This window comes from Campylobacter sp. CH246 (genome assembly GCF_004378835.1).
In the GTDB taxonomy this organism is placed as follows: Bacteria; Campylobacterota; Campylobacteria; order Campylobacterales; family Campylobacteraceae; genus Campylobacter_D; species Campylobacter_D jejuni.
In genome coordinates, this window is the sequence record NZ_RYYA01000002.1 from 122,572 (window position 1) to 136,388 (window position 13,817).

The window sequence follows — 13,817 nt, forward strand, 5'->3', positions numbered from 1 at the left end:
ATTTAATACTTAGGAAATTCTAAGTTTTTATCATTAAAACTTAAAGCTGTGATTTGATAGTAAGAATTAATGGTTTTTAAAAGATTAAATCTAGCTCTTAAAAATTCTTGCTGGGTAGAATTTAAAGTATTACTTGCATCCAAATAATCTTTTAATTCGCTTTTTCCTAAAATATATTTTTCATAATACGCCTTAGTGATAAGCCCTTGTTTAATGTTAATATTTTGCAAATTTTGCAAGAGCAAGGTATCGCTTTGATAATCTTTATAATTCAATGCAAATTCATTCATCGCGCTTTGCAAAGTTTGCTCATAAGCAATTAAAAGTTGCTCATAAGCAAATTGTGAAATTTTGATATTTTGCTTTACCCTACCATAATCTAAGAAAGGTAAAGAAATCTTAACATTACCACTTAAAATTTCAAATTTAAAACTATCATCAATTTTTTTATCACTCCCACTTAATGCTCCACCTAAAGAAATACTAGGCAAAATAGATTTTTGCATGGAAGAATAATCCTTAAAGGCTGATTTTAAGCTATTGAGTTTAGATCTCACATCTGCACGGTACGCTAAAGCTTTTAAAGGTATATTAAAATCAGGACTTAAGGTTTTAAAATCATTTAAAGATAAAGTTTTAAAATACTCTATATAAGCAAAACCTTCTTGCTTTGCCAATAAATCTTGTAAATTTTTTATGAGTAAATTACGATTTTGATCATTGCTTAATAAATTTTGTTTAGCTCTTAATAAGCTTTGTTCTATGTTTAAAAGATCTAATTCTTCTATTTTTCCAAGCTTGTATTTATAATTATAAAGCTCTTTCATTTGTTCTAAATTTGAAAGATAAGCTCGAAGCAATTTATCTACATCGTTAAAATAAGCCAGCTCAAACACATCATTTAAAGCTGTATTGATCATACTTATTTTTAAATTTTCAAGATCATAAGCACTTGCTTTTGCGCTAAATTCACTCGCACTTGCACTATCTCTTAATTTGCCATAAATATCAAGCTCATAGCTTAAATTTAAAGAATTATTGAAATTTTTACTTTGTTTGCCTGAATTTAAATCTTTATCTCCACCAAAACCCAAATTTCCACTTAAAGTCGGATATAAATCATAATCAATCAAATCAGCTCTAGCCAAAGCCGAAAGCAAAGTTTTTCTAGCAATATTAATATCACTATTATTCAATAAAACAAAATTTAGAAATTCATTTAATTTTGCATTATCATAAGATCTATACCAATCATAAGTAAGATTTAAATCTTTCATTTGTTCTTGAGTTAAATCAACTTCTTTAGGCAAGCTAAGTTTTACACCACAAGCGCTCAAGAAAAATGCTAAAAAAATGCTAAGTATTATTTTCATTTTATTCCTTTGATAATGCACTAATAGGATTTAAATTTGCTGCATTTCTTGCAGGGAAAAAACCAAAAACCACACCGATAAACATAGAACTTAAAAGTCCCAAAAGCACAGAATAGGCATTTAAAATCATAGGAAAATCCGTACTTAAAGTATTAAAAGCAAAAATAACAAAAATCGATAAAATTACACCTAAAATCGCCCCTATAGTACAAATCATAACCGCTTCAATTAAAAACTGCATCATAATATCTTCTCTTCTAGCCCCTATAGCCATGCGTATGCCTATTTCTCTTGTTCTTTCACTTACAGAAACAAGCATGATATTCATCACTCCTATACCCCCAACAATCAAAGCAATCACAGCCACACAAGCGGTAAGTATGGTTGTAGTGCGTTTATTTGCTGTAATAGCTTGCTTAAAAGTGTCAGAATTAAAAGTAAAAAAATCCTTTTGTCCGCGTTTAATTTCTAAAATTCTTATAATAGCATTTTCAGCCAAAGTTGAACTCACATCATCTTTAACCTTAACTATGATTTCACGCAAATTTCTATCTCCTGTAAGCTTATTCATCAGTGTTGTATAGGGTATATAAAGACGTACTACATTATCTTCTATAGGCTTGTCTGTATCTTTTTGCAAAACTCCTATAATCTTAAAAGGTTGAGAATTAAAAAGCACCACACGACCTAAAATATTTTCACTTTTTTCATCAGGAAAAAGATTTTTTTTAGCATTAAAATCCAATACAGCAACATTGGTACTATTTTTTACATCATCATTATTTAAAATTCTTCCCGCATCTATCCTTAAACCTTCTATAGCAAAATTATTTACCCCTACTCCTTCAGCTCTTGCGCTTAAAGAAATATTGGTATAAGTTGCCACTCCTGAAGTATTTGAATGAGCATCAACTGCTTCTAAATATTCTAAAGATCTTAACGTTTCTAAATCACTAAAATTAAGCCTTGTTTTACCCGAACGCAAATCCCCAAATCCTTTTCCAGGGCGAATTTCAATAGTATTTGTCCCGAGTCTCGCAATAGACTCAAGCACTTTAGCTTGAGAGCCTAATCCTAAAGCTACAACACAAACTACAGAAGCAATACCTATGATGATTCCAAGCATAGTTAAAATAGAACGAAGTTTGTGTGCAAGTATGGAAGAATAAGCTATCTTAAAACATTCAAAGGCTTGATTTTTAACCAAAGTAAGTGTTTTTTTCTCTTTGGGCATTGTTTTTAAAATAAGTTTTTCTTGAGCTTTTTCCTTTTTAGTATCGCTTAAAATTTCTCCATCTTTAATCTCTATAACCCTTTTAGCTTGTGCTGCAATTTTTGGATCGTGAGTTACTAAGACTATAGTATGACCTTGCACGTTAAGTTTTTGTAAAATTTCAAGCACCATAATACCGCTTTTACTATCCAAAGCTCCCGTTGGCTCATCAGCCAAAATAAGCTCTCCGCCATTGATTAAAGCTCTTGCTATAGAAACGCGTTGTTGTTGCCCTCCGCTTAATTCGTTTGGCTTAGAATCTAACTTGTGAACTAATTCTAAATCATTTAAGAGTTTTTTAGCATTTTGACTTCTTTCTTGTAAATTTTTTCCCGCATAAACTGCAGGTAAAGAAACATTTTCTTTAGCGCTAAGCAAGCTTAAAAGATTATATCTTTGAAATATAAAGCCTATTTTTTCACGCCTTAATCTTGCTTTTTCATCGTTATTAAGTTTAGTGACTTCATACTCATCAAAAACATAAGTTCCGCTACTTGGCGTATCTAATGTTCCTATGATATTTAAAAGTGAAGTTTTACCACTTCCACTTTGTCCTATAATAGCAACAAATTCACCTTTTTCTATACTTAAACTTACATTTTTTAAAATGGCATTTTCGCCTATATTCTTGCAAATATTTTTAAGAAAAATCATTAAAATCTCAACTTCATTTTAGTGGCTAAGCCATCAGCACTTGAGCTTACTATCAATTCTTCATTTTCATTTACGCCTTCTAAAATTTGAGTATTGATAGAATCTTTAATGCCAAGTTTGACATATTTTTTAACAGCTTTTTGATTTTCTAAAATTTCAACATAATAGCCTTTTGGATCGCTTTTAATTGCATAAGTTGGCACTGCTAAAACAGCCTTTGCACTCGCTACAACAATTTCATTTTGTATACTCATACCAATACGCAAAAAATCATCTTTATTAGCTACATAAAATTTTGCGTAATAATAAATAGCATTTGATGAGCTTGAGCTTGAAGAACTCGAACTTGATGAGCTTGAGCTTGTACTAGAATCACTCACTTCAGTATCAGCTGGATCTATACTTGCAATCTTAGCATGATAAGTTTTTTGAGGATCATTAAGCAAAGAAAAATCAAGCTCTGTTCCTACTTTTATCTTACTCACATCAGCCTCTGCTATTTCCATTCTTACTTCCATTTCATCTAAATTAGCTATACGGACTATAGTAGGAGTGTTTTGATTAGCATTAACCGTTTGTCCTTCATCTACAGCTACATTAATCACAACACCATCCATAGGAGCAGTAATGGTTGTATAACCTAAATCTTTTTGTGCATTTTTAAGAGTGATTTCAAGCTGAACTACTTGAGCATTAAGCTCTGCAACATTAGCTTTTAAAGTATAATAATTATTTTTTTGAGTTTCTAAATTTTCAAGAGAACTTGCTTTAGCTGCATAAAGTTTTTGCTCTCTTTGATACTGCTTACTCGCAATCTCAAGAGCAACTTTTTTACTCTCTAAATTAGCCTTAGCGCTTTCAAGCTGAGCTTTTGTAATATCTAAATCGTTTTGTTGTTTATCTTTGTCAATTTGAGCGATCAAATCACCTTGCTTTACATGAGTTCCCACATCCACATAAAGTTTTATAATTTGTCCGCTAACTTGAGCACCCACATCGACTTGATCTTTGGCATATACCTTTCCTACTGCCTCTATGGTTTGAGATATATCTTTTTTTTGTATTTTTTGAGTTAAATAGCTGATTTTTTCATCATTATTAAAAAAAATAAAATAAGCCCCAACACTTCCAAGTATTGCAATTAAAATGATTAAAACAATCTTCTTTTTCATAATAACAAATCCTAAAGAAAAATCAAGATTAAATTTTACTCATTTTTTGTGAATTTTTAATTCTATTTTATAAATTTAAAAATTCTAAAGCCATCATCACATCACCCTGCATTAAAACTTTTAAATTTTCATCATCCCAACAAAAAGTAGAACTATGGTGCAAAGCTGGATGATTTAAATCCTTTGAAATTCCAACAAATACATAAGCCCCCATTCTTTCTCGTGTTAAAAAAGCAAAATCTTCAGCCCCCATGTCAGGTTTAGAAGAAACAATGATATTTTCTTCTCCTAAGACCTTTGCAAAAGCTTTTCTTGCTATTAAAGCAGCTTTTTCATCATTAATCAATGGAGGAAATTCTTTAGTATATTTAAGCTTATAATCTCCACCATTAGATTTTGCTGTAGCAGCAGCCACTTCTTCTAAAGAACTTTTTAAAATATCTTGTGTTTTATCATTTAAAAAACGCACAGTTCCTTTTAAATAAGCATTTGTAGGAATAACATTATAAGTAGTTCCTGCACAAATTTGACCTACGGTAATCACCCCTGCTTCATAAGGGGCTAAACGTCTAGAAATAACACTTTGTATATTATTTACAAATTGCGTTGTCATAATTATAGGATCTATACAAGTGTGCGGATGAGCTCCATGCCCTCCTCTGCCAATAAATTCCAAATCAAAAATATCCGTTCCAGCCATCATTTCACCACTTACAATTTGAGCAGTATTTTCAAGCAAAGGCCCCCATAAATGACAACCAAAAACTGCATCAACATAAGGATTTTCCAATACACCTGATTCTATCATAGGTTTAGCTCCACCGCTTCCCTCTTCTGCGGGCTGAAACATAAATTTAATCGTGCCACAAAATTCATCTTTAAGCTCATTTAATATCAAAGCAGCTCCCAAAAGTCCTGCTGTATGTCCATCATGTCCACATGCGTGCATCTTACCATCAATTTTTGAAGCATAATTTAGATTAGTTTTTTCTTGCACAGGCAAAGCATCCATATCCGCTCTTAAAAGAACGCATTTTGGTTTTTTCTGACTCTTCTTTTTTCCTTCTATAATAGCTAAAATTCCTGTTTTTGCAATATTTTTTTGATATTTAATGCCAAACTCATCTAAAATTTTACACACTAAATGAGCTGTATTTTCTTCTTCAAATTCAAGCTCAGGATGCATATGAATTTGATGTCTTAAATCAACCACTTTATCATAGTACTTTAGTGCTAAATTTTCAACCAGCTTTTGCATTCTTTTCCTTAATCTAAATCTTTTATTTTCTCGTCTGCTTTTTTGCTGTCAAATTTTTCCAAATTCGCCTCCATTTTTCGTATTTCTTCTTCTCCACTACGCACTAATTTGGTATCAATTTTGGAAAAATCTCCAGTTTTTTTATTTGGATATTCTACCTTAGAAAGTATAAAACGCAATAAATTTAATCTTGCTTTTTTCTTATCATCAGAAGAAATAATAGTCCAAGGACAAGTTGGAGTATTAGATGCTAAAAGCATAGAATATTTAGCTAAAGTATATTTATCCCATAATTCTTGCGATTTTTGATCCACAGAAGATAATTTATATTGTTTAAGTGGATCACTTCGACGTTTTTCAAAACGTTTTTTTTGCTCATCTTTTGATACTGAAAAATAAAATTTAAAAAAAATAATATCACTATTTGAAATCATATTTTCAAACAAAGGCACTTCTCTTAAAAAATCTTTATATTGTTGCGGTGTACAAAAACCCATAACCGGTTCTACTCCTGCGCGATTATACCAAGATCTGTCAAAAATCACAATCTCACCGGCTGAGGGAAAATGTGCTATATAACGCTGAAAATACCACTATGTTTTCTCCACATCACTAGGTTTTTCAAAAGCCACAACGCGGCAATCACGCGGGTTTAAATACTCAATCAAACATTTAATCGCTCCACCTTTTCCAGCCGCATCACGTCCTTCTATAAGTATAAGAACCTTTAAACCCTTAGCTTTAACATGATTTTGAAATTTCAAAAGCTCAATTTGCAAATTCTTTAAATCTTTTTCATGCTTCTATTGTACTTTTCTTTCTTTTAACAGAAACATAAATTTCATTCTTTTTAACAGTCGCTTGTGCTTTTGGAGAATTATTTTCTTGCATTTTCAAACCTTTATAAAGTATTTAAAGCAAATTTACCATAATAAATTATAATTGAAGCTAAAAACAAAAGAAAAAATAAGTTTTTAGGAAATTTATGCGTATTTTTGGTATTATTTTATTAAGTTTTTGTTTATGTTTTGCTTCTATATTGTCTTTAAACGAAGCTTTTAATGTAAAATCGAACTCTTATAATAACTCTATCTCAATTGATATTGAACTTGGAAAAAATATTTATCTTTATTCTAATAAACTTAAATTATATATAAATGAAAAAGATATAAGTTCTTTGATTAATCTACCTCAAAGTTCTACAAGAGGTAATGAAATTGTTTATTATCAAAAATTAAATTTAGCTTTGCCAAATTTATTACTAGAGCGCTTTGCGAAAAATACTACAAATTTAATCAAACTCGAATTTCAAGGCTGTTCTGAACAAGGCTTGTGTTATAATCCTCAAACTTGGTACTTTGATCTCATTTCTAAAAAAGATGCTTTTGAAATTTCAAAACCTTACAAAGCTCAAAAAACAGATAAAAAAATTAAAATTGAATCTAAAGAAAGTTCTATAGCAAATTTTTTAGCAACAGATAACTTTTTTTGGATTTTGCTAAGTTTTTTTGGCTATGGACTTTTACTCTCCTTAACACCTTGTATTTTACCTATGATTCCGATTTTATCTTCTCTTATCATAGCAAAAAGTAATGCTAAATTTTCAAAAAAATATAGTTTTTTTCTCTCTTTTATCTATGTTTTTTTCATGTCCTTAGCCTATGCTATTGCTGGAGTTATAGCAAGTTTTCTAGGAGCAAGTATTCAAGGAATTTTACAAAAACCTATTATTTTAATTCTTTTTGCTCTAATTTTCATAGCTTTTGCTTTTGCTATGTTTGGAGCTTTTCGTTTTGAATTGCCGTTAAAATTTCAAACCTTTATACATAAAAAAAGCGAAAAAGGGAAGGGAGTTGTAGGTATAGCCATCATGGGATTTTTATCTGCTTTAATAGTAGGTCCTTGCGTAGCAGCTCCTTTAGCAGGTGCTTTAATTTATATAGCCAATACAGGCAATGCTTTATTAGGTGGTAGTGCACTTTTTATCATGAGTTTTGGCATGGGTATACCTTTGCTTTTCATAGGTTTAGGATTAGGTTTTATTAAACCTGGTTTTTGGATGGAAAAAGTAAAAATTTTCTTTGGTTTTGTTATGTTGGCTATGGCTATTTGGATACTTTCTAGAATTATTGAAGAAAATTACATTTTAATTGCCTATGGAATTTTAGGTGTATTTTTTAGTGTTTTTATGGGAATTTTTGAAAAAAGTTTTACAATAATTTCTAAAATTAAAAAAAGTATTTTAATTCTTATTTTAGCTTATTCTCTAAGTATTTTCCTAGGAGGACTTTTTGGGGCTAAAAATTTCTTAAATCCTTTAAATTTCAATACTATATCTGCCTCAAAACATGCTTTAAGCTATGATTATATCAACAATTTTGAACAATTAAAGCAAGAAATACAAACAAATACAAAGCCCATAATGCTTGATTTTACTGCATCTTGGTGTGAAAATTGCAAACTTTTAGATGAATTAACCTTTAGCGATGAAAGAATCATACAAAAAATGCAAAATTACAAACTTATCAAAGTTGATGTAAGTGAAAATAATAATGAACAAATTAAAACCATGAAAGAATTTAATGTTTTTGGGCCACCTGTTTTAATTTTCTTTGAAAATGGAAAAGAAAAATTAAAAATCACGGGTTTTATCAGTGCTGATGATTTATTAAAAAAACTAGAACCATGAAAATTCAAAGTTTGCAAATAGGGAAAATTAAAAACTATAAAAATTTCCAAAGCGCATTTATTAAAGACACTTACCTAGAAGAAACACAAATTGATTTTCTAGGTATTTTAGATGATCAAATAGCTGATAAAATTCATCATGGAGGCTACCATAAGGCTATTTTTGCCAACTCTTGTCAAAACTATCCTATATGGGAAAGATTTCTTAATAAAAAGCTAAATTTTGGCTCAATGGGTGAAAATTTGAGCATCGATGGGCTTTGTGAACAAAATGTTTGCATAGGTGATATACATCAAATTTCAAATGCAATACTGCAAGTAAGCGAACCTAGAAAACCTTGTGTAAAAATTTCTAAAATTCACAATAATTCAAATTTTACACATGAAATTTTTAAAACGGGCTTGAGTGGATGGTATTATAAAGTTTTACAAGTTGGACAAATACGAAAGTATGAAAATATTAAAATTTTAGAAAAAAATTCTACTTCACTTAGTGTATTTGAACTCAATCAACTTTTTTACTCCCCACATCAAGCTCTTAGACAAAATCCGATTTTATTAGATAAATTAGAAAAATTAAACTCTCTCATATCTCAAAATTGGCACGAAACGATACACAAACGCTTAAAAAATACTTACGATATAAGCTATATGGATAGCTTATAAGTTTTTAAAGTTATTTTTAGGTAAAATAATTCTTTTTCGAAAGGATAATCATGCAAAGACAAACATGGAGTAGCACACTAACTTATATTCTAACAGTTGCTGGAGCAACCATAGGATTTGGAGCAACTTGGCGTTTTCCCTATCTTGTAGGAGAAAATGGTGGCGGTGCTTATGTATTAGTTTTTTGTATAGCCATGATTATCATAGGCATTCCTGTTATTTTAGTTGAAAATGTCATAGGCAGAAAAGCGATGACAAATAGTGTAGATGCTTTCAAACAAAAATGGCAAAGTATTGGATATATGGGACTTTTAGGAAGCTTTGGTATAATGGCTTACTACATGGTACTTGGAGGATGGGTTTTAGTTTATATTTGGGAATTAACCCTAGGGAATTTTAGCCTTGCCAATGTAGTAAGCAAAGAATTTACTCATCAGTTTTTTAACGACAAAATAGCCTTCAATCCTTTAGGAGTTGGTATTTTTACCACTGTTTTTGTAATTATTAATTATATTATTTTAAAAAGAGGCATTATAGATGGTATAGAAAAATCCGTAAAATTTTTAATGCCTTTATTATTTATCTGTCTTATTATTGTTGTAGGACGCAATTTAACCCTTGATGGAGCTATGGCTGGAGTTAAATTTTATCTTGAACCTGATTTTAGTAAAATTTTATCACCAAAACTTTTAATCGATGTTTTAGGGCAAGTCTTTTTTGCTTTATCCCTAGGTTTTGGGGTAATGATAACACTTTCATCTCATCTTAATAAAAATGAAAATATGGCAAAAACCGCTATTTATACAGGGGTTTTAAATACTATCATAGCTGTTTTGGCTGGTTTTATGATTTTTCCAGCACTTTTCTCAGCGGGACTTGCTCCAGATAGCGGGCCTTCTTTGGTTTTTGAAACTTTACCTATAGCATTTTCTCATATCCATTTTGGCACCATTGTGTGTATTTTATTTTTTGTCTTACTCTTGATTGCAGCTTTAACCACAAGCTTGCCAATTTATCAAGTTATTATTAGCGTATTAGAAGAAAAATTTAAATATTCTAAAAATCTTTCTATTAACCTAACTCTAGGGTTTATCTTCATACTTGGCAATCTTCCCTGTATTCTAACTTATGGGCCTTGGCGTGATATTGTTATCATCAAAGGAAAAAACATTTTTGATAGTTTTGATTTCATTAGTGGAAATATTTTGTTTATTTTAACTGCATTTTTTTGCTGCATTTATGTAGGTTGGATTTTAGGTAAACAAGAAAGTCTAAAAGAACTTAGCAATAACAATACACTTAAAAGTTCATGGTTTGGAATTTGGTTTTATTATGTAAAATATATAGTGCCTTTGATTATTTTAATCATTTTTATCTATGGAATTTTAAACTAATTTTTTAAATTTATATCTCTCTAACATAGTGGAATTTCCCAAAATTCCACCTTGATGTATATAAAGCAATGGTTTTTTCCACTCTTGTTTTAATGCTATACTTAATCCTAAAATATCATACAACAAGTCAAATTCTATATTGCACTTTAACTTTAAATTCATATAAAGCTCATAAAATTCTTTATACGGCTTAGCAAAGTGATATTTTTTATCACTTGTTAAAAATTCTAAATTTGAAAAATCATAGCTTGGATCTAATGTTAAAATTTGTTTTTTAAGATATTTAATATCACCTACACAAGCGCAAGTAAATACTTTAAATTTAGAATACTTTGCTAAAAAAGCTGCCGAAGTGCCTGTACCTGAAGGTAAAAAAATATCAAAATCAAGCTTTAAACTTTGACTTTGCATTTGAATTTCTTGAGCAAGTTCCATATAGCCATATTGAGCTTCTAAATTAGCTATGCCTTGTTCTATAAAAATATCATCTTTTTTACACAAAGACAAAGCAAATTGCTTTAAGGATAAAGAATGGATATTTTCTACAAAATCAACACCATTTTCTAAAGCTAAAGCATAGTTTCCACAAGGATTATTCTTAAGAAAAGTAGAAATTTTTTCACAAGCAAAAACAAGCTTATATGATCTTTGTTTAGCAAAAATACTTAATGCCGCCAAAGCATTACTTTGGCTTCCTCCATAACTTACAAAAGATTGATTTTTAGGATATCTTTGATGGATATAAAAAGCAAGTTTCCTAGCTTTATTTCCATTAATTTCTCCTAATAAATCATCTCTTTTAATATAAAATTCAAATCCGTTAAAATTGATTTTTTGTATAGGACTAATTGTTTTAATGAAATTCAAAGAATTTTTCTACATCTTTTAAAGCATTATCATTTTTAATGCTAAATTTTATTTCTATGCGACGACTCTTATCCTTATCTTCAACTCCGTTGACAAACACGGGATCTGAAAAAGAACGTCCACTTGCCATTAAAAGCTTTTGAAGCTTATCACTCTTATAAAAAGTATAGATAAAATTCATCACCTCATAAGCTCTTTTTTGCGACAAATCTAAATTATAAATATAAGATCCATCACTATCAGTATGTCCTTCAATAATGATATTTTCAATGTTAGAAAAAATTTTTGGATCTTCAAGAATAGCATCAAAATATTCGCTTAAGATTTTTCTCAAACTTGCCTTTGCCTCATTTTTTAACACATAAGAATCCTTATCAAAAAGTACTTCAGCAGGCAAAGAAATAGATCCTGTCTTTTCATCTATAGTGATATTATTATCAAGTTTGCTTTGTAATTCCTTGCTTAAATTTTCACGAATCAAACCAAGATTTTGCACCTTTTCTTTAGCTTTTTGAAAATCTTCTTGTAAATTTTTAAGCTCTTCATCTTTTTTCTCTAGTTGACCTAGTAAAATCAAAATTTGCTTATCTTTATTATCTAAAGTTGAGTTTAAATCTTTGCTTAACTGCTTGTAATTTGTAATATTAGCCTCTAATTCTGCTTTTTGAGAATTAGCAAGATTTAAAGCACTAGAAGCATTGTTTAAATCAGAACTTAGTTTAAACACTATGGCTTCTTTATTTCTAAGCTCTTCTTTACTCTCCTCTAAGCGTGCCTCTTGTTTATTGAGATTATCTTTGATTTCTTTTAAATCACTTTGAGTTAAAACATATTTTACAACAATAGCACCTATTAGCAAAATAAAAACAAACAGCAATCCTGCCATTAAATCAGCATAAGCTATCCAAAAATTGCTATCTTCTTTTGACTCATTTTTCATTTATTTTCTTTATCTTCATTTTTTAGCTCATCATTGCTTTCTTGCTTAGATATTTCTGCTTGAATTTCATCTTGATTTTCTTCAGTCTTAGACTCTGAAAAATCTTCTATTTGTTTGGTTTCATTTTCTTTATTCTGATTTTCATCCCCAGAAAGCTTGCTCATCATTTGACTTGTTTCTTCATCAAGTGCTTTCATTTCTTTTTTAAGCTCATCCATCATTTTGATTTTAGCATCAATACTTTTTTCTTCTTCATATACTTCTTTAAATTTATGCATACCTTCAAACAAGCTTGCTTTAAATCCCTCAAAAACCTTTTCTTGACTTTCCAACATTGCTTTTTCATAAAGTTCAAAATTTTTACCAAAACGCTCTATTTTTTCATCGAATGCACTTAGCGTCTTATCAAGATGATGAATTTTATCACTACTGATATCAAGCAAGCGATTATATTGTTCTGACATTCTTGTATTGATTTCTTTTAAATTTTGATTGAGCAAACCTATACCATTTAACATTTCACTATAAAGCTTTCCAAGATCGCGTTGATCTCTTTGTGCTTTACTAAGCTCACCCATGGTTTGTTTGATATGTTCACTACTTAATCTAATAGCCTTTTCTTCTACATTTAGTATATCTTGGAAAATACCAAATTTTCTATCAATAGCATGATCAAGCTCTGCAAAAAAATCATCATTACTAACTTGTTTAAAAATTGCTCCAATTTTTTCAAAATGTTGCAAACTCTCAGTTAAATATCTTTGATCAAGCTCTTCTTTTGTCCAAAAAAATCCACTTGTAGAGTTTTTTTGACGATTTAGCAAACGATCTATTTTGCTTTTACCATATTTTTCAAAAAACATCCACCATAATGCAAGAAAAATTCCATAAATTGAAACATAAAAAGCAGTTCCCACTCCACTTAACAAATCTGCAATTTCTTGTTCTAAAGCGGCTGTATCACTAGAACTAAAATTTGGCATTGAAAAAGCTATACTGATAAAAGTTCCTAAAATTCCCATCATTGGAAAAATTGCCGAACCTATACTAGCAAAATTCTCATTTCTTGCACCCTTAATATATGTATAAGCAAAGTCATCAAAATTGGCATTTGATTTCATGTCTTTCCCTATGGCAAGAAAATGCCTCATAATATGTCTTTTTAAAGCCTGTTTAAATTCATCTTTTTGTTGTTCAAAAATACTATACGCATACTCAGCACTATGTCTAGCAAAAATCAATGCTGTAAAAAAAATCACACCTGTCATAATAACCGTATGTAATTCGACCTTAAAGTCAATTACATTAAAATAACCCAATAAAATCAAAATATAAAGAAAAGCTGGAATAAAAATAATTTTAAAATAAACCAAAGAACCTCTTGCATCTTTGCCTTCAGGCAAAACAAGTTCTGAAATTTCATCTGATTTAATATCCATGAAACCAATACCTCATTAAAAATTTTATTTTAAAGATTGCTACTTAATTTGATAAAAATTTTTAAAACAAAATAAAACTAAGCCTTTAAAATG

10 protein-coding genes and 1 pseudogene are annotated in these 13,817 nt (G+C 29.8%); 3 read left to right on the top strand and 8 right to left on the bottom strand.

The window, feature by feature from the left end:
- Positions 1-2: 2 nt before the first annotated feature.
- From ELQ06_RS02255 to ppk2, 5 genes and pseudogenes are all read right to left on the bottom strand, one after another.
- Positions 3-1,373: a TolC family protein gene (locus ELQ06_RS02255; RefSeq protein ID WP_052794076.1), complete on the bottom strand. Its 1,371-nt coding sequence runs from the start codon at positions 1,371-1,373 to the stop codon at positions 3-5.
- A gap of 1 nt (position 1,374) precedes the next feature.
- Entirely contained in the window at positions 1,375-3,300 is a 1,926-nt protein-coding gene (locus tag ELQ06_RS02260; RefSeq protein WP_052794077.1) for an ABC transporter permease, read from the bottom strand.
- Positions 3,300-4,472: an efflux RND transporter periplasmic adaptor subunit gene (locus tag ELQ06_RS02265; protein ID WP_002921179.1), complete on the bottom strand. Its 1,173-nt coding sequence runs from the start codon at positions 4,470-4,472 to the stop codon at positions 3,300-3,302. The genes ELQ06_RS02260 and ELQ06_RS02265 overlap by 1 nt, the downstream gene beginning before the upstream one ends.
- 67 nt (positions 4,473-4,539) lie before the next feature.
- Positions 4,540-5,730 (bottom strand): M20 family metallopeptidase, encoded by a 1,191-nt coding sequence (locus ELQ06_RS02270; RefSeq protein WP_052794078.1) that lies wholly within the window; start codon positions 5,728-5,730, stop codon positions 4,540-4,542.
- Between the two features lie 8 nt (positions 5,731-5,738).
- Positions 5,739-6,621 (bottom strand): annotated as a pseudogene (gene ppk2, locus ELQ06_RS02275) (polyphosphate kinase 2).
- Positions 6,622-6,715: 94 nt separating this feature from the next.
- On the opposite strand from ppk2, the gene ELQ06_RS02280 reads away from it, so the two are divergent.
- Genes ELQ06_RS02280 through ELQ06_RS02290 form a run of 3 tightly spaced genes read left to right on the top strand, consistent with a single transcriptional unit; the run spans position 6,716 to position 10,478 of the window.
- Positions 6,716-8,419, top strand: coding sequence for a protein-disulfide reductase DsbD (locus ELQ06_RS02280; protein ID WP_052794079.1), 1,704 nt, complete (start codon positions 6,716-6,718; stop codon positions 8,417-8,419).
- Positions 8,416-9,084 (top strand): MOSC domain-containing protein, encoded by a 669-nt coding sequence (locus ELQ06_RS02285; RefSeq protein ID WP_002856871.1) that lies wholly within the window; start codon positions 8,416-8,418, stop codon positions 9,082-9,084. Before ELQ06_RS02280 ends, ELQ06_RS02285 begins: the two co-directional genes overlap by 4 nt.
- Positions 9,085-9,134: 50 nt before the next feature.
- Positions 9,135-10,478 carry a sodium-dependent transporter gene (locus ELQ06_RS02290; RefSeq protein ID WP_002901991.1) on the top strand — a complete coding sequence of 448 codons (1,344 nt, stop codon included), beginning with the start codon at positions 9,135-9,137 and terminating at the stop codon, positions 10,476-10,478.
- On the opposite strand, the gene ELQ06_RS02295 is transcribed toward ELQ06_RS02290, so the two are convergent.
- The 3 genes from ELQ06_RS02295 to ELQ06_RS02305 are packed head-to-tail and all read right to left on the bottom strand — an operon-like array spanning position 10,470 to position 13,724.
- Entirely contained in the window at positions 10,470-11,345 is an 876-nt protein-coding gene (locus ELQ06_RS02295; RefSeq protein ID WP_052794080.1) for a 1-aminocyclopropane-1-carboxylate deaminase/D-cysteine desulfhydrase, read from the bottom strand. The genes ELQ06_RS02290 and ELQ06_RS02295 overlap by 9 nt on opposite strands.
- Positions 11,332-12,285 (bottom strand): OmpA family protein, encoded by a 954-nt coding sequence (locus ELQ06_RS02300; RefSeq protein ID WP_002852313.1) that lies wholly within the window; start codon positions 12,283-12,285, stop codon positions 11,332-11,334. The genes ELQ06_RS02295 and ELQ06_RS02300 overlap by 14 nt, the downstream gene beginning before the upstream one ends.
- Entirely contained in the window at positions 12,282-13,724 is a 1,443-nt protein-coding gene (locus tag ELQ06_RS02305) for a MotA/TolQ/ExbB proton channel family protein (RefSeq protein WP_134237464.1), read from the bottom strand. The genes ELQ06_RS02300 and ELQ06_RS02305 overlap by 4 nt, the downstream gene beginning before the upstream one ends.
- Positions 13,725-13,817 lie beyond the last annotated feature (93 nt).

Bases quoted from the DNA above. Each gene is read 5' to 3' on its own strand.
- ELQ06_RS02255 (WP_052794076.1), bottom strand. From the start codon at position 1,373: ATGAAAATAATACTTAGCATTTTTTTAGCATTTTTCTTGAGCGCTTGT.
- ELQ06_RS02260 (WP_052794077.1), bottom strand. From the start codon at position 3,300: ATGATTTTTCTTAAAAATATTTGCAAGAATATAGGCGAAAATGCCATT.
- ELQ06_RS02265 (WP_002921179.1), bottom strand. From the start codon at position 4,472: ATGAAAAAGAAGATTGTTTTAATCATTTTAATTGCAATACTTGGAAGT.
- ELQ06_RS02270 (WP_052794078.1), bottom strand. From the start codon at position 5,730: ATGCAAAAGCTGGTTGAAAATTTAGCACTAAAGTACTATGATAAAGTG.
- ELQ06_RS02280 (WP_052794079.1), top strand. From the start codon at position 6,716: ATGCGTATTTTTGGTATTATTTTATTAAGTTTTTGTTTATGTTTTGCT.
- ELQ06_RS02285 (WP_002856871.1), top strand. From the start codon at position 8,416: ATGAAAATTCAAAGTTTGCAAATAGGGAAAATTAAAAACTATAAAAAT.
- ELQ06_RS02290 (WP_002901991.1), top strand. From the start codon at position 9,135: ATGCAAAGACAAACATGGAGTAGCACACTAACTTATATTCTAACAGTT.
- ELQ06_RS02300 (WP_002852313.1), bottom strand. From the start codon at position 12,285: ATGAAAAATGAGTCAAAAGAAGATAGCAATTTTTGGATAGCTTATGCT.
- ELQ06_RS02305 (WP_134237464.1), bottom strand. From the start codon at position 13,724: ATGGATATTAAATCAGATGAAATTTCAGAACTTGTTTTGCCTGAAGGC.